Here is a 17,999-nt window from a genome sequence, read left to right on the forward strand (position 1 = left end):
ATCTATCCTCCGGGCTGGATCACCTCGCCGAGCTGCTGCTTCAGATCGGCGACGGTCTCGTCTACTGGCTTGCTGAGGTTGAGCGCGCCGGACACGGCGCTGGAGATCACCAGGCTGACCTGGTTGTAGTCGGCCGTGACCGGCCGTGGCCGCGCCGAGAGGATGGCCTCCTTCAGCACGGGCAGATAGGGGAACCGCTTGATCAGGGCCGGGTCGTCGTACAGCTCGGCCCAGACCGGCGGGAAGGAGCCCTCGGTCAGCACCAGCCGCTGGTTGTCCCGGCCGGTGAAGTAGCGGATGAAGTCGAGGGCCGACTTCTGCCGCTTGGAGAAGGCGCTGATGGCGAGGTTCAGCCCGCCGAGCGAGCTGGACCCGGGGCCGTTCAGGCCGGGCAGGCGGGTGACCGCGAACCTGCCGGCCAGGGGGGAGTGGGTGGCCGGGCCGTACGCGTGCGGCCAGTTGCGGGCGAAGACCAGCCGGCCCTCCTGAAAGGCCAGGCGCGACTCCTCCTCCTTGTACGTCAGGGCCTCCCTGGGGATCCACCCGTCCCTGACGCCGCCGACGAGGAAGTCGAGCGCGGTCCGCGCTGTGCCGAGGTCCATGGTCACCCGGCGGGCGTCGGGGCTGATGATCGACCCGCCCGCCGACTGCACGGCCTCGGCGAAGTTCACGGTCAGTCCCTCGTACGGGAGGAACTGTCCGGCGTAGCCGCCGATCTTGTACTTCGCGCTCAGCCGCGTGGCCTCGTCGCGCAGCTCCGCCCACGTCCTGGGCGGCTTCATGTGCTCCTTCTTGAGGATGTCGGAGCGGTAGTAGAGCAGCCCCGCGTTGCTGAGGTACGGCGCGGCCCACAGCTTGTCGCGGTAGATCGCCGTGTCGGCGACCCCTTTGAGCAGCTTGTCGAGCGGGAACAGGCTGCGGTCGAGCGGCACGATCCAGCCGGCGTCGGCGAACTCGGCCGTCCAGACCACGTCGAGCCCGAGCACGTCGTACACGTCGCTGTGCGCCTGGAGGTTGGCCACCATCTGGGCGCGCTGCTCGTCGGCGGCCTCGGGGAGCTCCAGGAGGGTCACCCGTTCGGACGGGTGGGCCCGGTTCCACCGGTCGAGCAGCGGTCCGAGGTAGGCCGTGGTGTCCCGGCCGATCGCGAGCGTGATCGGGCCGGTCCCGCCCGTGCCGGGGGAGGGGGCCCCGCCGGTGTCCGCCATGCCCGAGCACCCGGCCACCAGCAGGGCGGCCAGCGCGGCGACGGCTCGGCGAACCACATGGCCTCCGTATTAAGTGCCGGTTACATACGTGTTAGGTAGGTGCATGCATGTTATGCATAGCGATAATGTGAGCGTCAACGGATGAGCCGGTAACGCTCCGGTAACCGCTTCGAGGCAGGGGGTGGGCGCGTGCGGCAGCCGCTGCTGGCGCTCCTTGCGAAGGAACCTGCCCACGGGTACGAGCTCAAACAGGCGCTGGAGACCATCTTCGGCAGCGCGTACCCGTCGCCCAACATCGGCCAGATCTACGTCACGCTGGGACGACTGGAGAAGGACGGCTTCGTCAGGTCGGTCGACGTCGAGCAGTCGAACCGGCCCAACAAGAAGGTCTACTACATCACGGCCTCCGGCCGGGAGGCGCTGGAGACCTGGGTCGACGAGCCCACCGAGGGCCCGCGGGTGCGCGACGAGTTCTTCATGAAGCTCGTGCTCGCCCCGATGACGGGCCTGTCGGACCGGATGGCCCTGGTCAATCGGCAGCGCCGCCACTACCTGGGGCTGATGCGCGACCTCGGCGAGCTCGCCGAGCGCACCGACCCCGGCAACCGGGTGGCCCTGCTCCTCATCGAGGGGGCCATGCTGCACCTGCAGGCCGACCTCGACTGGCTGGAGCGCTGCCAGGAGGAGCTTCCCTGACGGCCCGGGCGTGGGCGACACGCGGGGCGGGTATCCCCCGGGGGTAGCCGTCGCCAGTCGCAGGGTGCCCCATGCCGCAGCCGTCCGCCCGTGATTACGACCGCATGCTCGAGCTCGCCTCGGCGCTCCTCCAGTCCCCCGAGCCGAAGGCCGCGTGGACCCTGATCGGCCGGCAGCTGCTCGGCCCGCTCGTGCGCGGCGACGTGTTCACCCGCGTCGACGTCGACTACACGCGGTCGGCCGGACGGATGCTCGACATCGAGCCGGAGCCCGCGGCCCGGCAGACGCCTCCCGGGTCCGACGTGCACCGGACGATAATCGCCGAGCATCCGCTCGCGGTGCACTACGGCAGGACCGGCACGCTCGCGCCGCTGCGCGTGAGCGACCTGATGCCGTCGCGCGCCTGGCGGCGCACGGTCGCGTGCGCCACGATGCGGGAGGTGTTCGGGACCACTCACGCCCTCGGCGTTCCGCTGCGGAGCCGGCCCTTCCGCGGACTGTCCGTCCAGCTCGCGGGCGGCGACTTCTCCGAGAGGGACCTGGCGGTGGTCCGGCGGCTTCAGCCCCTGCTGGTCGCGCTCGACCGCCACGAGCGCCATCTCGCGCGCTGGCGCGACGTCTCCGGAGGCCCCGACACGGCCGACGCGGTCGCCGGCCTTCGGATCACCCCGCGGGAGCTGGTGGTCCTGACCGCGATGGCCGACGGTCTCACGGCCGCCGGCATCGCCCGCCGCCTGAACATCGCGGTCCGGACGGTCGGCAAGCACCAGGAGAACCTCTACCGGAAGCTCCGGGCCTCCGACCGCCTCGGCGCCGTGCTCACCGCCCAGCGTCTGGGGATCCTGCCGGTCCCGCGGTCCGGGGAGGGCGGGGACGCCGGACCGCGGGGATGAGGCGGGTCAGACCGCGGGGGTGAACTCCACGAGGAGCCGTTCGGGCGCGCGGGTGAAGACCCCGGTGTCCACCGGGGTGAAGCCGGGGGCCAGGCGCAGGTCGGGGGCGACGTCGAGCAGCCGGCCGACGCCGACGTTCACCTCGGCGCGGGCGAGCTGGGCCCCGACGCAGAAGTGCCGTCCGAGGGCGAAGGCGGTGTGGTTGGCCCCGGCCGTGAACGCGCGGGCCACGTCGAGGTCGGTGCGGAAGAGGTCGAACTCGTCCGGCCGGTCGTAGCGGGCGGGGTCCCGGTTGGCGGCGGCGAGCAGGCAGGTGACCGTGCTGCCGGCGGGGATCGTCCCCCCGCTCAGCTCGACGTCCGCGTCGGGCTGGCGCATCACCATCTGGACCACCGGGGAGTACCGCATCGTCTCGGCGAACGCCCGGTCGATCAGGGACCGGTCGGCGCGCACGGCGGCGAGCTGGCCGGGGTGGTCGAGCAGGTTGCGCACGAGGCACGTGATCGCCTTGTCGGTCGTCTCGCCGCCCGCGGCCAGCAGGAGGCTCACGAACGACTTGATCTCCTCGTCGCTCATCCGTACACCGTCGATCTCGGCCGTGCAGAGGGTGGACAGCAGGTCGTCGCCCGGTTCCGCCCGGCGCCGCTCGACGATGGGAAGGACGTGGGCCTCCAGCTCCTCCTTGGTTCTCAGTCCCGCCTCGGCCACCTCGGGGTCCTGGGCGAGGTTGGAGATGAAGGCGACGATGGCGGTGTACCACCGGTGGAACAGCTCGTGGTCGCCGGGCGGCAGGCCCAGCATGTCGACGATCACCCTGATCGGGAACCGGGTCGAGAAGCCCTCGACGAGGTCGACCCGGCCGTCGGCGGCGAACGCCCCGATCAGCTCGTCGCCGACGCGCTCGATGACGGGCATGAACCGGTCGGCCAGGGCGCGTCCGCGGAAGGCCGGCGTCACGAGGGCGCGTTTGGCCGCGTGCTCGCGGCCGTCCATCTGCAGGATCGTCCGGCCGTGCACCGGTTCGAGCTGCCAGTCGTAGTTCCTGTTCGTGAAGACCGGGTCCTTGAGGGCGCGCTCCACGTCGGCGTACCGGCTGATGACGTGGCTTCGCGTCGCCTCGTGCCACAGCAGCGGGAAGTCCGAGCGCAGCACCTCGTACGCGGGATAGGGGTCGGCGGCGAACTCGGGGGAGAGGATGTCCGGAGCGCCGGCGGCGTCACTGGCCACGGGGCGGGCTCCCTTCCGGGGCGTTGACGAGGGGGAGGACGGGCCGGGCGCCCGGCCCGTCCTCCGTGACCGTAAGATCCGGCGACCCCGGCGGGATATGCGGAAAACTACGTAGGACGCCCGTCGCCGCCGTTCCGCGGACGCTTGCGGAGATTCCGGTGAGCTGCGAGCATGCGGGCGTGACCGGGCGCTCAGGACCAACCGCATGACGGGGACGCCTGTGGTGCGAGCGGTCAACCTGGTCAAGATCTACCAGACCGGGGGCCTGCCGGTGCCCGCCGTACGCGGGGTGGACCTCACCGTCCAGCCGGGGGAGTTCGTCGCCATCATGGGCCCGTCCGGGTCGGGGAAGTCGACGCTCGTCCACATGCTCGGCGGTCTCGACGTCCGCACGAGCGGGGAGATCTGGCTCGACGGCAAACGGGCCGACACGCTCTCCGAGAGCGGCTGGGCCGTGCTGCGCCGGCAGAAGGTCGGCTTCGTCTTCCAGTTCTTCAACCTGGTCGCCAACATGACGGTCGCCGACAACGTGGAGCTTCCCGCCCTGCTCGGCGGCGCGTCCCCCAAGCACGCCAGGGAGCGGCGGGAGTACCTGCTCGGCGAGCTGAGCCTGACCGACCGCGCCGGGGCGTCCCCCGCCCAGTTGTCGGGCGGGGAGCAGCAGCGGGTGGCCCTCGCCCGGGCCCTGGCCAACCAGCCCCGCCTGCTGCTCGCCGACGAGCCGACCGGCAACCTCGACAGCCGCAACACCAGGGACGTCCTGCGCCTGCTGGGCCGGGTGCACGGCCAGGGGCAGACGATCGTGCTGGTCACCCACGACGCCCGGGTCGCCAGCATGGCCGACCGGGTGGTCAGCCTGCTCGACGGGCAGATCGTCGACGACGGCGCCATCGGCAGGACGCGGCGGCGCCCCGGCGGCACCGCGGGCGACGTGGTGGAACTGCGTGGCTGACCACCGTGACTGACCACCGTGGGACGGCCGGCGACCATGGGGAGGAGCGCCGGCCGGCCGCGACCACGCCGCGGGGGCGGTCCGTGACCGGCGCCTGGCACGGCGCCGCGGGCAGGTGGGTACGGGCCGACCTGCGGGCCCGCAGGGGTCAGGCCGCCCTCACGATCATGGCGGTGGCCGGGATCGTCACCGCGCTGATCGTCGCGGCCACGCTGCTGGAGGACGGCACCAACCCCTGGCGCGGCCTGTTCGAGCGCAGCCACGGCGCGCATATCTGGCTGCACACCAAGGACGTGCCCGACGTGACCGCGCTCAGGGCCCTGAACGGTGTGACCGACGTGGCCGGGCCGTACCGCAGCGCGCCGGCGACGCTCGTCGACCACGGCCGCCGGGTGCCGATCGCCCTGCAGGAGACCCCGGCGGCGTTCCCGCCCGTCGCACGGCCGCTGCTGCGCGAGGGCCGATGGCTCGACGCCCGCCGGCCGGACGCGGTGGTGGTCGAGCGGTCGTTCGCCCGGGCGCTCGGGCTGCGGCCCGGCAGCCCGTTCACCGTCACCGGCCTGAACGGCGCGACCCACACGCTGACCGTCGCCGGGCTCGCCGAGAGCGGCGACCAAGGCTTCTACCCGGAGTGGACGCCCGGCCTCGCCTGGACCCTGGGCCAGACCCTCACCCTGGTGGAGCCGGCGCAGGGCCGCACCGAGATGGTCACCGGTCTCCGCCTGGCCGACGCCGCCACGACCGACCTGGTCGTGCAGCGGGCCGTCTTCACGCTGCGCAACCAGGTCCAGCGGGTGAGCACCTGGCGGGAGGTGCGGGCGTCGATGGAGCTGGACAACCGGCTGCTCGGCCTGCTGCTCGCGCTGTTCGGCGTCGCCGGCCTGGTCGCCGCCGCGCTGGCCCTCGCCAACGCCGCCGGCGGCCGGGTGCTCACGCAGTTGCGCGACATCGCCACGCTGAAGTCGCTCGGCTTCACCCGCGGCCAAGTCACCCGGATGCTCGTCGCCGAGCACGGCACCCTGGGCCTGGTCGGCATCGTCCTCGGCCTCGTCGCCGCGCGGCTGATCACGGCCACGGCGCTGTCGGAGACCGTGGCCGTCCCGCTGTCGCCCGGCCCGCTCGCGGCGATCGCCGCCGGCACGGCCGCGATGGTGCTGGTCGCGGTGTGGCTGCCCGCCTGGCGGGGCGGGCGCACCCCGCCGATCCCCGCCGCCCCCGCGGCGCCGCCGCGCGGCCACCTGTCCCGGCTGGCCCGGGTCGCCCTGCTCGTACGGCTCCCGCCCGCGCTCGTGCTCGGGGCGCGGGACGCCTTCACCCGGCGGACGCCCGCGCTGCTCACGATCTGCGGCGTGGCCATCCCGATGATGATGATCACGATCGGGCTGGGGTGCTGGGCGACGCTGGACGACTTCGCCCGCCACCCCGAGAGCGTCGGCCAGGCCGCCGCCCTGTCCGTACGGCCGGGGAACCTCACGGCCGTGGAGGCGCACGACCGGGCGATGGCCGACCCCGACGTGGTCGCGGCCTACCCCGGGGTGGAGTTGGACGCGCTCGTGCCGTGGCAGACGCGGACCGTGCGGGCCAGGGCGCTCGGGACGTCCACCGAGCCGTACCCGTTCCCCGTGGCCGAGGGCCGGATGTTCCGCGACGCGGGCGAGGCGGTGGCCGGGCAGGGGCTGCTCGACCTGCTCGGCGTGCGCATCGGCGACCGGGTGCGGATGACGATCGGCGGCACCCCGCTCATCGTCCAGATCGTCGGCCGGGTGATCGAGCCCGAGCAGGACGGCGAGGTCCTGTCGGTCGGCATCGACAGCCTGGCGGCCAAGGACGCGGTGCCGCCGCAGTTCTACGCCCTGGCGCTGCGTTCGGGCGCCGACCCGGCCCAGGTGCGGGCCCGGCTGCAGGCCCAGGGCCTGGAGGTCTCCCAGGCGGTGAACCCGGCCGACCGGCTCTCGGTCATCCGGGTGATCATCGTGGCGCTCGTGGTCGTGCTGGCGTTGATCGGCTTGGCCAACCTGCTGACGGCGATCGCGCTGGGGCTGCGCGACCACGTGCTCGACCTGGCCGTGCTCAAGGCCATGGGTCTCACGCCCCGCCAGGTCATGGCGACGCTCGTCACCGGGACCGGGCTGCTCGTCACGGCGGGGGCGCTGCTCGGCGCCTCGGCCGGGGCGTTCTGGTCGAGGAGCCTGATCGACATGGAGGGCCGCGGCAGCGGGGTGGGCGCCGGGATCGGCCGGGCCCCGACCCCCGGCATGTTCGCCGCCGCCGTCCTGGTCGCGGTCGGGGCCGCGCTGCTGGTCGCGCTGATCCCGGCCCGGCGGGCGGCGCGGGCTCAGGTCCCGGTCACCGCCCGCTGAGCCGGGCCGGTCACTGGATCGACAGCCAGTAGAACCCGTGTGCGGGCAGCGTCAGCAGGTACGGCATGTCGCCGATCGCCGGGAACGGCACGCCGCCGCGGCACTCGACCGGGGTCATCCCGCTGAAGCGGCGCAGGTCGAGCTCGACCGGCTGGGCGAAGCGCGAGAGGTTGTTCACGCACAGCACCCGGTCGTCGTCCTCCTCGCGGATGAACGCGAGCACGCTCGGGTTCGGCGTCCACAGCTCGGTGTAGCTGCCGGTGCCGAAGATCGGGTGCTCCCGCCGGATCTGCAGCATCCGCCGGGTGAAGTGCAGCAGCGACGACTCGCTCTTCGACTGCGCCTCGACGTTGACCGACTGGTAGCCGTACACCGGGTCCATCACCACGGGCAGGTACAGCCGTCCGGGGTCGGCCTCGGAGAAGCCGGCGTTGCGGTCGGGGCTCCACTGCATCGGCGTCCGGACCGCGTCGCGGTCGTCCAGCCAGATGTTGTCGCCCATGCCGATCTCGTCGCCGTAGTACATGACGGGGGAGCCCGGCATGCTCAGCAGCAGGGCGGTGAACAGCTCGATCTGGTCCCTGTCGTTCTCCAGCAGGGGCGCCAGGCGCCGCCGGATGCCGAGGTAGGCCCGCATGCGCGGGTCCTTGGCGTACTCGGCGTGCATGTAGTCGCGCTCCTCCTCCGTCACGGTCTCGAGCGTGAGCTCGTCGTGGTTGCGGAGGAAGATGCCCCACTGAGCCGACTCGGGCAGCTTCGGCGTGCGCGACATGATCTCGGAGATCGGCTCGCGGCTCTGCCGGCGCACCGCCATGAAGATGCGCGGCATCAGCGGGAAGTGGAACGCCATGTGGCACTCGTCGCCGCCCACGGTGGGGTCGCCGAAGTACTCGACCACGTCCTCGGGCCACCCGTTGGCCTCGGCCAGCAGCACCCGGTCGGGGTAGAGGCGGTCCACCTCGGCGCGGATGCGCTTGAGGTAGTCGTGCGTCTCGGGCAGGCCGGCGCACGAGGTGCCCTCCCGCTCGAACAGGTACGGCACGGCGTCGAGCCGGAAGCCGTCCACGCCCAGGTCGAGCCAGAACCGGATGACCTCCATCATCGCGTCCTGGACGGCCGGGTTGTCGTAGTTGAGGTCGGGCTGGTGGTGGAAGAACCGGTGCCAGTAGTACTGGCCGCGCACCGAGTCGTACGTCCAGTTCGACTCCTCGGCGCCCACGAAGATCACAGGGGCCCCGGAGTAGGTGCTGGGGTCGTCGGTCCACACGTAGAAGTCGCCGTACGGGCCCTCGGGGTCCTCCCGGGACGCCTGGAACCACGGGTGCCGGTCACTGGTGTGGTTCATCACGAGGTCGGTGATGATGCGCAGGCCGCGCTCGTGCGCCGCCTCGATCGTCTTGACGAAGTCGCCCAGGTCGCCGAACTCGGGGAGGATCTTGAGGTAGTCGGCGATGTCGTAGCCGCCGTCGCGCAGCGGGGACTCGTACAGCGGCAGGAGCCACAGGCAGTCGACGCCCAGCCACTTCAGGTAGTCCATCTTCTCGATCAGCCCGCGCAGGTCGCCGGTGCCGTCGCCGTTGGAGTCCTTGAAGCCCCGGACCAGCACCTCGTAGAAGACGGCGCGCTTGTACCAGCGCGGGTCCTGCGGTGTGAATTCTGTGATCTCCTGGACGCCGCCCGGTGCCGAGGGAACCGGGTCAGGGCAGGGCGCAGCAGCGTTCATCTGGTCTCGCTTGGAAAGGAGGGGCGCGTTGTCAGGTCACACCCGAGCTTCGACGCTCACGCCATGGTGTTTGGCCTCTATTTGACCGAAAATACCACTTGAGCAGGGCTGACCGAAAACCCTGACCTACTCCTGACATGCGTTTTTTGCCTGTTTTTGAATGATCACGCGCTGCTATCTCACGGGCGCGGCGGCGGTCTGTGCGGCCCAGGGCGGCGTGAGTCCATCCAGCGTGTCCTCGTAGTCGGACAGCCACGCCCCGAAGACCACGAGCCCGCGCAGCCAGAACCGCGAGTTCCACGACCCGAACGCGGTCAGCGCGTCCGGTCCGGCCGCGACCGCGTCGAGCATCTGAGGCGACATCAGGCCGGGGACCGAGGCGGCCTTCACCAGCATCCGGTGGTTCCACTCCCGGGCGACCGGGCCGTTCGACCGCAGTGGCACGCGGCGGTGCGGGAGCGCGCCGTTCGTCGAGGGCAGCGCGGCGACCCGCGGGTCGGCGGCGCGCAGGATCTCCCGGTAGAACCGGCCGCCCTCCTTGCGGTCGACCGGTACCGACAGGGCGGCGTCGAAGAACTCCGGGTGCAGGAACGGGAAGACCGGGGTGGCCTCAGGGCCGACGAGGTTGACGGGCGAACGGGCGATGCCCCGCACCGTGCGGGTGTGCAGGACGCTCAGCGGAAGCTCGGCCCGGTGCCCGTGGAGGGCCGAGGTGGCGGCGTCGAAGGCCGACCTCACCTGGTCGTCCATCCACGAGGAGGCGGCCTCGCCCAGCACCGGGATGTGGGCGTCGCCGGTGGCCAGTGAGGCCAGCAGGGCCTCCCGCCGCGAGGCGCCCGACCCGGCGCCCACGGCGTCCGAGCTGATCAGGAAGTTCTTCATCAGGGGGCCGCCGGCCAGGCCGTCCACCACGGGCCGCCCCGCGGCGTGGACCTCCCTGGCGAAGGGGGAGTACCACGCGTGGTGGCTGGTCAGGTACTCCAGCCGCCGGGCCGCCCACAGCGCCTCGTCGGGGAACCGCGCCGGGTCCTGCGGGACGATCCGGTGCGGTATCCCCAGCTCGCGCGTGATGTAGCGGGCGAAGTCGATGTCGTTGTCGAGGCCGTCGTCCGGGCTCGTCGTCCAGGACTCCACGTCCATCCCCCGGGCCACGGCCACACTGGCCAGCAGCCGGGAGTCGTACCCGCCGCTCACCGGCACCAGCACCCGGTCGTACGGCTTCAGCGCCTCGTGCAGGAGGGCGACCAGGTCGCCGCCGGTGACGCCGCGGTCGACCGGCTCCTCGCGCACCCACCGGGGGGCCCGCCTGTCGACCCTGAGCCTGCGGCCGTCCCGCGACCAGGTCAGCGCCGTGGCGCCGGGCAGCCGCCTGACCTCGCGGTACGGCGTGTCCTCCAGCAGCGGGTAGGTCAGCTTCAGGATGGCCGCCCAGGCCGCCCAGTTCACCTCGTACGGCCTGCGGGCCAGCGCGAGCAGCGGCTCGATCAGGCTCGAGAAGTAGACGGCGTCGCCGTCGGACAGGTAGTAGACGTCGACCAGGCCGAAGCCCCCCGTGTGCAGGGTCACCGCGCCGGGGTCGACGACGAGGCCGGGCGCCTCGCAGGTCTCCGCGACCGCCAGCCAGCCGCCGGCCGCCGTCGCGCCCTCCGGCCGCCGCTCCCCCCAGGCGTACGCGACCTCCTCTGCGTCCTCCTCCGCGCGGTACGGCCGGAGCGGCGCCGAGGCGAGCAGGGCCACGTCCGGGCCATCGTGGACCGGCCGCACGGCGGGCCCCGACCGGGCCAGCAGGCCGAGCCTCGCCGGGTCGAACGGCCCGATGGCGCCGCACACGTACGGCCTGGCCTCGAAACGCGGCCACTCACCCTTGCGCACAGTCTCGCCCTCCCTCGAACGCCGCCGCCGAGTCTACGGACACCGCCGCCCCGGGGCCGCACCCGTTCGCGACCGGACCTCCCCGGCCGGTCCGGAACGGCGGACGGCCGTACCGGGGACAACGGATCGGCGCGGGTTTCGTCGGCCGTTTCCCATGGATCTCATGACATGTGAGCGGCTGTTTCTCCGGCCGTTGACCGGGTGTCCCGGCCCGTTTAGCGTGATCGGCGATCAAGGTGTGGAATCGCCTCTCCCTCCGCCCCCCAGGAGGTTCCATGCGAACCGTGTCGCCCGGAAGGCGCCCGGACAGGGCGCGCGCCAGGGGCCGGCGCCGCTTCAGGACGATGCCGGTCGTCCTGCGCGCGCTCGTGGCCGCCGTCGTGATGCTGGTCGTCTTCCCCGGCGTCGCCCACGCCGACCCGCCGGCCGCTCTCGACTGGGCGGCCCCGTGGCCGGACCGCGTCTACGAGCCGGGCTTCGACTACGACGGGGACGGCTGCTACCCCACGCCGGCCATCGGGCCTGACGGGACGATCGCCCCCGGCCTCAACCCGACCGGCGCCCTGAACGGCCACTGCCACGACCCGTGGGACCTGGACAACACCAACGCCTATTCGCGCGTCAAGTGCAACAACGGCTGGTGCGCGTACATGTACGCCCTCTATTTCGAGAAGGACCAGGCCGTCGCGGGAAGCGGTATCGGAGGGCACCGCCACGACTGGGAGCACGTGGTGGTGTGGGTGCAGGGCGACTGGGGCATGTACGTGTCCGCGTCCGCCCACGGCCAGTACCAGATCCGCGCGAGAAACGACATTCCCTGGGACGAGACCGGGAAGCACCCGCTGATCATCTATCACAAGGACGGCATCGGGACGCACTGTTTCCGCTTCGCCGGTTTCGGCGAGCAACCGGAGAACGACAAGGGGTGGTGGCAGTGGCCGCCCCTGATCGGCTGGGACGGCTACCCGCCGGGTCTGCGCGACCGGCTGATGAACGCCGACTTCGGCGCCGCCCAGCTCGGGATCCGCGACAGCTGGTTCGCCGGCGAGCTGGCCAAGGCCAAGCCCGCCGCGATCCCCTTCGACCCGTACGCCTGACGGTCCACCGGACTGGAGACGAATGCGCCGCGTCCGTACGGACGTCAGACCTGCCAGAGGGCGCTCACGGGGACGGCGCGCATGCGGGGGCCGAAGGGAAGGGTCTGGGCGCCCGTGTAGAGGACGACGCCGGCGAGGAAGTCGTCTCCCAGGCGGGCGGCGAGATGCCGCAGGCCGCGGAAGTCGTCCGGCCTGACGGTCGAGGAGGCCTTCACCTCGAGGCCGACGACCTGTCCTCGCCGGTTCTCCAGCACCGCGTCCACCTCGACCTTGTCCTTGGTCCGGTAGTGGAAGAGCTCGGCGCGCTCGTCCGACCACGTCAGCTGGCGGGCGAGCTCCATCAGGACGAAGCCTTCGAGGAGCGGTCCGAAGGGGCTCTCGGGGCGGACGAGGGACCTGGCGTCCGTCCCGAGGAGGTTCGCGGCCACGCCCGAGTCGACGAAGGCCACCTTGGAAGTGCCGACGGCGCGGTTGCCGAGGTTCCGGGAGTACGCCGGGACCCGTTTGATGAGGAAGACCTCTTCGAGCAGGCCGAGGTACCGATTGACGGTGGCGGCCGACAGCCCGATCGCGGCGCCGAGCGAGCTCCCCACCAGCAACTGGCCCGACCGGGCGGCGACGGAGCGCACCAGCGCGCGCATCTCGGCCGTCCGCTCGATCTCCGACAACCGGCTCACGTCCCGGGCGACCAGGTCCGAGACATAGGAATCGAGGAAGCGCTCGCGTCTGCGAGGGGTGGTCCGGGCCACGGCCTCGGGGAACCCGCCGCGGACGACCCGTTCGGCGTAGTCGGCGCGCGACAGCGCGGACGTGTGGCGCAGCTCGGCGCCCTCGGCGAAGATCGCGTCCACGAACCGGTCGGGGGATCCGTCGATCTCCCCCTGCGCGAACGGCCACAGCTCGATCGTCTCCATGCGGCCGGGCAGGGCGTCGGGCAGGGCCCGCAGGCCCAGCACGCGCGCGGACCCGGTCAGCAGGTAACGCCCCGGCCTCGGGTCGGTGTCGACCTGCTCCTTGATGGCCAGCATCAGCTCGGGCACGCGCTGGATCTCGTCGATCACCATGAGATCGGGAAACGCCACGAAGCCCGCCGGGTCCTCCAGCGCGGCCTGCCGCACGGCCGGGGCGTCGAGGGTGCGCCACTCCGCCGTCCGCTCCCCGGCGAGCAGGCGGACAAGCGTGCTCTTGCCGCTCTGCCGGGCCCCGTTGACCAGGACGACGCGGGTGTCGCTCAGTGCGTCCGCCGCAGGCTTCAGCGCGTGCCTGGGGACCACTCTGCCTAGAGGGGTCTGCGAGACGCTTTTCACCAGCTCAGCATGACAGGCACGCTGCCGTCCGTGAAGCGCCGGCCGCTCGTCTGCTGACGATTTGGTCGCAGGCCGCCTGATTGAGTGGTCGCACCCCTGCTGACGAATCGGTCGCATCGCCGATAAGGGGACGGCCGCTCGGCCCCGTGGCGGATGGGACGGACGAGGTGTGGCCTCTGCCTGAGATGGATCAGGGTGATCTGCGAATATTGTGACTCTCGTCCTTTCGGCCTACCGCGCGGAGTTACCCCCATGAGTGAGCGAAGCGAGCTGGCTGCCCTTCGGCAGGCGCTGGCCCGGGCCGTCGAGCAGGCGTCGGGGGCCGCGGAGCTCGCCCGCCTGCTGACCGAGCACCGGCGGCGGCTGGACGAGGCGGCCCGGTCGGAGGCGGAGGCGCTGACGCGGCTGCGGGAGGTCGAGGCCCGGCTGAAGACGGTCGAGCGCCAGAACGCCCAGCTCGCCAAGAACCTGGCCGAGCAGCGGTACCAGACCGAGGTCGCCAACTGGCGCCTGGCGTCGGTGCAGGAGAGCCGCTGGATCAAGCTCGGCGACGCGCTGCACACCAAGAACCCCGGGGCGGTGGCGAAGACGCTCAAGGCGCCCGTCAGGAAGCCCCCCGCGCCCAAGCGGTCGGAGTTCACGCCGGAGGTCCCCGCGGTGCGGGAGGCGGCCCCCGCGCCGGCCCAGGCCGACCCCCGCGCGCCGCAGGTCTCCGCGCCCATGGCCGAGGGCTTCATGGTGCCGAAGGGCCCGCTGGCGCGGCCGTACCTGACCGTCGCCGGCGTGGTCGACCGGCAGACCGAGGCGCTGCTGCGCTACGAGTGGCGGCTGGTGACCAACTTCGGGCCCGACAACTGGGAGGGCATGCTCGACCAGCAGCAGCCGCACGTGCTGCTCGTCGAGTCCGTGCGCCCCGGGCCGCGGCAGGGCAACGGAGGACGCTGGCTGGAGGCCCTGGCAGGGGAGACGCGGGCGCTGCGCGACCTGGTCGAGGGCTGCCGCAAGCGGGGGATCAAGACGGTCTTCTGGCACTCGGGCGGCCCGGTGTCGCGGGCGGTCCCCGCGGCCGAGCACTTCGAGTACGTCCTGACCACGAACGAGGCCCGCGCCCGCGAGTGGCGGGCGGCCCTGCGGCACGACCGCGTGGGCGTGCTGCCGCACGCCATCCAGCCGCGGGTGCACAACCCGGTGCCGGCGGCCGGCGGCCGCAACGGCGAGGTGGTGACGCTCGGGACGGTCTCCCCGCCGCCCGCCCCCCAGCCGGGCCCCGGCGGCGAGGCCGCGCCGAACCGTCCCTGGACGGCCCTCGCCGGGCAGGGCGACGACAAGACGTCGTACGACGACCTGCTGACGGCCTACCGGCGGCCGGCCCTGGTGATCGCGGCCGCCGACGCCGACCCCCGGGTGATCGGGGAGGTCGCCGCCTGCGGCACTCCGGTGCTCCAGGTGCGCGCGGGCGCGAAGGGCGAGGAGATCGTCGCCGCCGCCGAGATCCTCATGGCCGACCCTGAGCGCCTCGCGCGGGAGGCGCACCTCGCGTGGCGGGCCCGCACCGCCGTCACCCCGCTGTTCGACCCGATCCTCGACGTGCTCGGCGTCCCGAGCGTGCGCAACTCCGGCGCGATCACGGCGATCGGCGCCGTCGCCGGCCCGGCGGAGCTCGACCACCTGCTCGCGCAGATCGTCCGGCAGGTCCACCGGCCGGGACAGCTCGTCGTCGTCGCGGACGGCGTGGACGCCGGGCTGGTCGAGAAGACCGCGCGGCAGGCGCTCCCCGAGCTGGACGTCGTGGTGCGCGCGGCGGACGAGCCGATCACCCGGGGCGCGGGGCTCGACCGGGCGCTGCGGCTCGCCGACGGCGACCACGTGGCCGTCCTCGACTCCCGCGACCTGTACGGCGAGCACTACCTGGCCGATCTGGTGCGGCACTTCGACTCGACCGACGCCGAGGTGCTGGGGAAGGCCTCGTTCTACGCCCACCTGCCGACGACCGGCACGACGCTGCTGCGCCAGCCGGGGGCCGAGCACCGGTTCCTGCCGGAGGTCGCCGGGGGCACCCTGCTCGCGCGCCGCCAGACCCTGACCGATCTGGGCTTCGCCGACGTCTCCGAGGAGTGGGGCGAGGTCGTGATGCGTCAGTGCCGTACGGACGGCGTCCGCGTCTACTCGGCCGACCGGTTCTCCTACGTGTGCGTCCGCGACTCGGCCGAGGGCGCCCTGCTCGCCTCGTCGCGGCTGGAGGGCTACCTGCCCGCCGAGCCGCTCGCCCTGCTCTGACGGCCCGCCCTGCCCTGACGGCTCGCCCTGCTCCGGCGGGCCTCGCCCTGCTCACTAGGGTGGGCGTGTGACGCCCGCCCGCCTCACCCTGCTCCTGGGCGCGCCGCCCGTGCCCCGGGGATCGTGGGCGGAGGAGGCGGTGCTCGCCTCCGCGGCCGCGCTCCGGACCACGGCCGGGCGCGGCGCCGTCCGGGCCGCGGCCGAGCCTGACGTCGTACGGACCCCGGCCGAGCCCGGCGCCGTCCGGGCCGCGGCCGAGCCTGACGTCGTACGGACCCCGGCCGAGCCCGGCGCCGTACGGGATGCGGCGGAGAGGGCGGAGCGGATCGCGGGACGCCTGCGCGGGGAGGACGGAGTCGCGGAGGTGCGCGTCGGGCGGGACGGCTTCCTGTCGATCGTGCTGGCCGAGCCGGGCGAGATCGTCCGCGAGATCGTGGAGGGGCGGCCGGAGGACGCCGGAGCGCCCACGGCGCCGGTGGTCGCGCCCAGCGCCTGGCCCGACGCCCCGCTCACCTGGGACAACCCCGGCTTCGTCGTGCGGTACGCCCACGCCAGGGCCGTCGCCGTCCAGCGGTGGGCCGCCGACCTCGGCGTGCCGGCCGCCGGCTTCCGGCCCGGGCTTCTCACCGACCCGGGGGAGCGGGCCGTCCTGCGGCTGCTGGCCGAGCTGCCCGGCCGTGCGGCGAGCCGCGAGCCGGCCTGGGCCCTGTACGCCGAGCGGCTCGCGCTGGCCTACCACGACGCGCACGAGCGCGCCCCGGCCGTCCCGAGCGGGGACCGGCCGGCCGGGCAGGTCCACACGGCGAGGACATGGCTGGCGGCGGCCGTACGCGACGTCCTGCGCGCCCTGATCGGCCCGGGGCTGCCCGACAGGGTGTGAATCGCCCCGGGCGTCCGTCTCGCCACGTGGGCGGCTGTCTCATGAGGGGGGCGGGGTCGGATAGCCTCGTTCGGGTGAGTCGATTCGCCCACCCTGCCGGCGACATGCACGCCGCCTCCGCCATCGTCGCCGTGACCGGCGGCGCGACGCCCGAGGAGCGTCCGCCGCACACGCCCGCCGACCTGAACGCGCTCGAACCGGCGATCTGGCCCAGGACGTCCGGCCGGATCGAGGGGGCCGTGACGATCGGCGGCGTCGATGTCAGGGACCTCGCGAAGGAGTACGGCACGCCTCTGTACGTCGTCGACGAGGAGGACTTCCGCTCCCGCTGCCGCGACTACCGTACGGCGTTCCACGACGGCGAGGTCCACTACGCGGGCAAGGCGTTCCTGTGCCGCGAGGTGGCCCGCTGGATCGACCAGGAGGGCCTCGGCCTCGACGTGTGCAGCGCCGGGGAGCTGGCCGTGGCGCTGAGCGTCGGCTTCCCGCCGGCCCGCATGACGCTGCACGGCAACAACAAGTCGCTCACGGAGCTGGAGAAGGCCGTCGAGGTCGGCGTCGGGCACATCGTCGTCGACTCCTACGAGGAGATCGCCCGCCTCGGCTACCTGGCCGAGCGGCACGGCGTCCGGCCGAAGGTCATGATCCGCGTCACGGTGGGCGTCGAGGCGCACACCCACGAGTTCATCGCGACGGCCCACGACGACCAGAAGTTCGGCCTGTCGCTGAGCAGCGGGGCCGCCGCCGAGGCCGTGCGGCGGATCCTCGCGCTCCCGCAGCTGGAGCTGGTCGGCCTCCACTCGCACATCGGGTCGCAGATCACCGACACCGCCGGCTTCGAGGTCGCGGCGCGGCGCCTCGCCCGGCTGCTCGTCCAGATCAAGGAGGAGCACGGCGTCGTGCTCCCCGAGCTCGACCTCGGCGGCGGGTACGGCATCCCGTACGTCGCGGGCGACGAGGCGCCCGACATCAAGGTCATCGCGGACGGCCTGCGCGAGATCGTGACCAAGGTCTGCGAGTCGGCCGGCCTCCCCGTGCCGCATCTCACGGTGGAGCCGGGCCGCGCGATCGCCGGCCTCGCCGGGATCACGGTCTACGAGGCGGGCACCGTCAAGGACGTCGAGGGCCTGCGCACCTACGTCAGCGTCGACGGCGGCATGAGCGACAACATCCGCACCGCCCTGTACGGCGCGGACTACACGGCCGTGCTGGCCTCCCGCGACAGCGACGCCCGGCCGATGCTGTCCCGTCTGGTCGGCAAGCACTGCGAGAGCGGCGACATGGTGGTGCGCGATCTGTGGCTGCCCGCCGACCTCGTCCCCGGCGACCTGATCGCCGTGGCCGGCACCGGCGCCTACTGCCGCTCGCTGGCCAACAACTACAACTACCTGCCCAAGCCCGCCGTGGTGGCGGTGTCCAAGGGGCGGGCGCGGGTGATCGTCCGCAGGGAGACCGAGGAAGACCTGCTCAGGGGGCAGCTGTGAGCCGTCCTGGGCGCGAGCGTGTC

13 protein-coding genes are annotated in these 17,999 nt (G+C 72.9%); 8 read left to right on the forward strand and 5 right to left on the reverse strand.

Translation table 11 applies throughout. The features are described 5' to 3' along the window. Positions 1–2 precede the first annotated feature (2 nt). Positions 3–1,265, reverse strand: a complete 1,263-nt coding sequence (locus Mco01_RS12925; RefSeq protein WP_239103569.1) for an ABC transporter substrate-binding protein — start codon at positions 1,263–1,265, stop codon at positions 3–5. 132 nt (positions 1,266–1,397) lie between these two features. Here Mco01_RS12925 and Mco01_RS12930 point away from each other — a divergent pair, with 132 nt between their 5' ends. Then, positions 1,398–1,904: a PadR family transcriptional regulator gene (locus tag Mco01_RS12930; RefSeq protein WP_036327466.1), complete on the forward strand. Its 507-nt coding sequence runs from the start codon at positions 1,398–1,400 to the stop codon at positions 1,902–1,904. A gap of 71 nt (positions 1,905–1,975) precedes the next feature. Next, complete coding sequence (locus Mco01_RS12935) at positions 1,976–2,797, forward strand: response regulator transcription factor (RefSeq protein WP_204057129.1); 822 nt, start codon at positions 1,976–1,978, stop codon at positions 2,795–2,797. 6 nt (positions 2,798–2,803) lie between these two features. On the opposite strand, the gene Mco01_RS12940 is transcribed toward Mco01_RS12935, so the two are convergent. Continuing rightward, positions 2,804–4,024, reverse strand: a complete 1,221-nt coding sequence (locus tag Mco01_RS12940) for a cytochrome P450 (RefSeq protein WP_239103570.1) — start codon at positions 4,022–4,024, stop codon at positions 2,804–2,806. A gap of 205 nt (positions 4,025–4,229) precedes the next feature. Here Mco01_RS12940 and Mco01_RS12945 point away from each other — a divergent pair, with 205 nt between their 5' ends. Continuing rightward, complete coding sequence (locus tag Mco01_RS12945; RefSeq protein ID WP_204057131.1) at positions 4,230–4,976, forward strand: ABC transporter ATP-binding protein; 747 nt, start codon at positions 4,230–4,232, stop codon at positions 4,974–4,976. Positions 4,977–4,981: 5 nt separating this feature from the next. Then, positions 4,982–7,336: an FtsX-like permease family protein gene (locus tag Mco01_RS12950; protein WP_239103571.1), complete on the forward strand. Its 2,355-nt coding sequence runs from the start codon at positions 4,982–4,984 to the stop codon at positions 7,334–7,336. Between the two features lie 10 nt (positions 7,337–7,346). On the opposite strand, the gene treS is transcribed toward Mco01_RS12950, so the two are convergent. Both treS and Mco01_RS12960 read right to left on the reverse strand, forming a co-directional pair. After that, positions 7,347–9,059, reverse strand: a complete 1,713-nt coding sequence (treS, locus tag Mco01_RS12955) for a maltose alpha-D-glucosyltransferase (RefSeq protein WP_204057132.1) — start codon at positions 9,057–9,059, stop codon at positions 7,347–7,349. Between the two features lie 174 nt (positions 9,060–9,233). Continuing rightward, entirely contained in the window at positions 9,234–10,931 is a 1,698-nt protein-coding gene (locus Mco01_RS12960) for an asparagine synthetase B family protein (protein ID WP_204057133.1), read from the reverse strand. Between the two features lie 275 nt (positions 10,932–11,206). Between Mco01_RS12960 and Mco01_RS12965 the strand changes: the two genes are divergently transcribed. After that, positions 11,207–12,028 (forward strand): NPP1 family protein, encoded by an 822-nt coding sequence (locus Mco01_RS12965; RefSeq protein WP_239103572.1) that lies wholly within the window; start codon positions 11,207–11,209, stop codon positions 12,026–12,028. Between the two features lie 44 nt (positions 12,029–12,072). On the opposite strand, the gene Mco01_RS12970 is transcribed toward Mco01_RS12965, so the two are convergent. Beyond that, on the reverse strand, positions 12,073–13,302 hold the full coding sequence (locus Mco01_RS12970) for an ATP-binding protein (protein ID WP_239103573.1): 1,230 nt from the start codon (positions 13,300–13,302) through the stop codon (positions 12,073–12,075). A 285-nt stretch (positions 13,303–13,587) separates the two neighbouring features. Here Mco01_RS12970 and Mco01_RS12975 point away from each other — a divergent pair, with 285 nt between their 5' ends. From Mco01_RS12975 to lysA, 3 genes are all read left to right on the forward strand, one after another. Beyond that, positions 13,588–15,612: a glycosyltransferase gene (locus Mco01_RS12975; RefSeq protein WP_204057134.1), complete on the forward strand. Its 2,025-nt coding sequence runs from the start codon at positions 13,588–13,590 to the stop codon at positions 15,610–15,612. 67 nt (positions 15,613–15,679) lie between these two features. Next, a complete protein-coding gene (locus Mco01_RS12980; protein WP_204057135.1) occupies positions 15,680–16,492 on the forward strand; it encodes a DALR anticodon-binding domain-containing protein in 813 nt (270 codons plus the stop codon). A 74-nt stretch (positions 16,493–16,566) separates the two neighbouring features. Next, the gene (gene lysA, locus Mco01_RS12985; protein ID WP_372444829.1) at positions 16,567–17,976 is read left to right on the forward strand and encodes a diaminopimelate decarboxylase; all 1,410 of its coding nucleotides are present in this window, start codon (positions 16,567–16,569) and stop codon (positions 17,974–17,976) included. The last annotated feature ends 23 nt before the right edge of the window (positions 17,977–17,999 follow it).

Origin of the sequence: Microbispora corallina (genome assembly GCF_016863035.1) — a bacterium.
GTDB lineage: Bacteria > Actinomycetota > Actinomycetes > Streptosporangiales > Streptosporangiaceae > Microbispora > Microbispora corallina.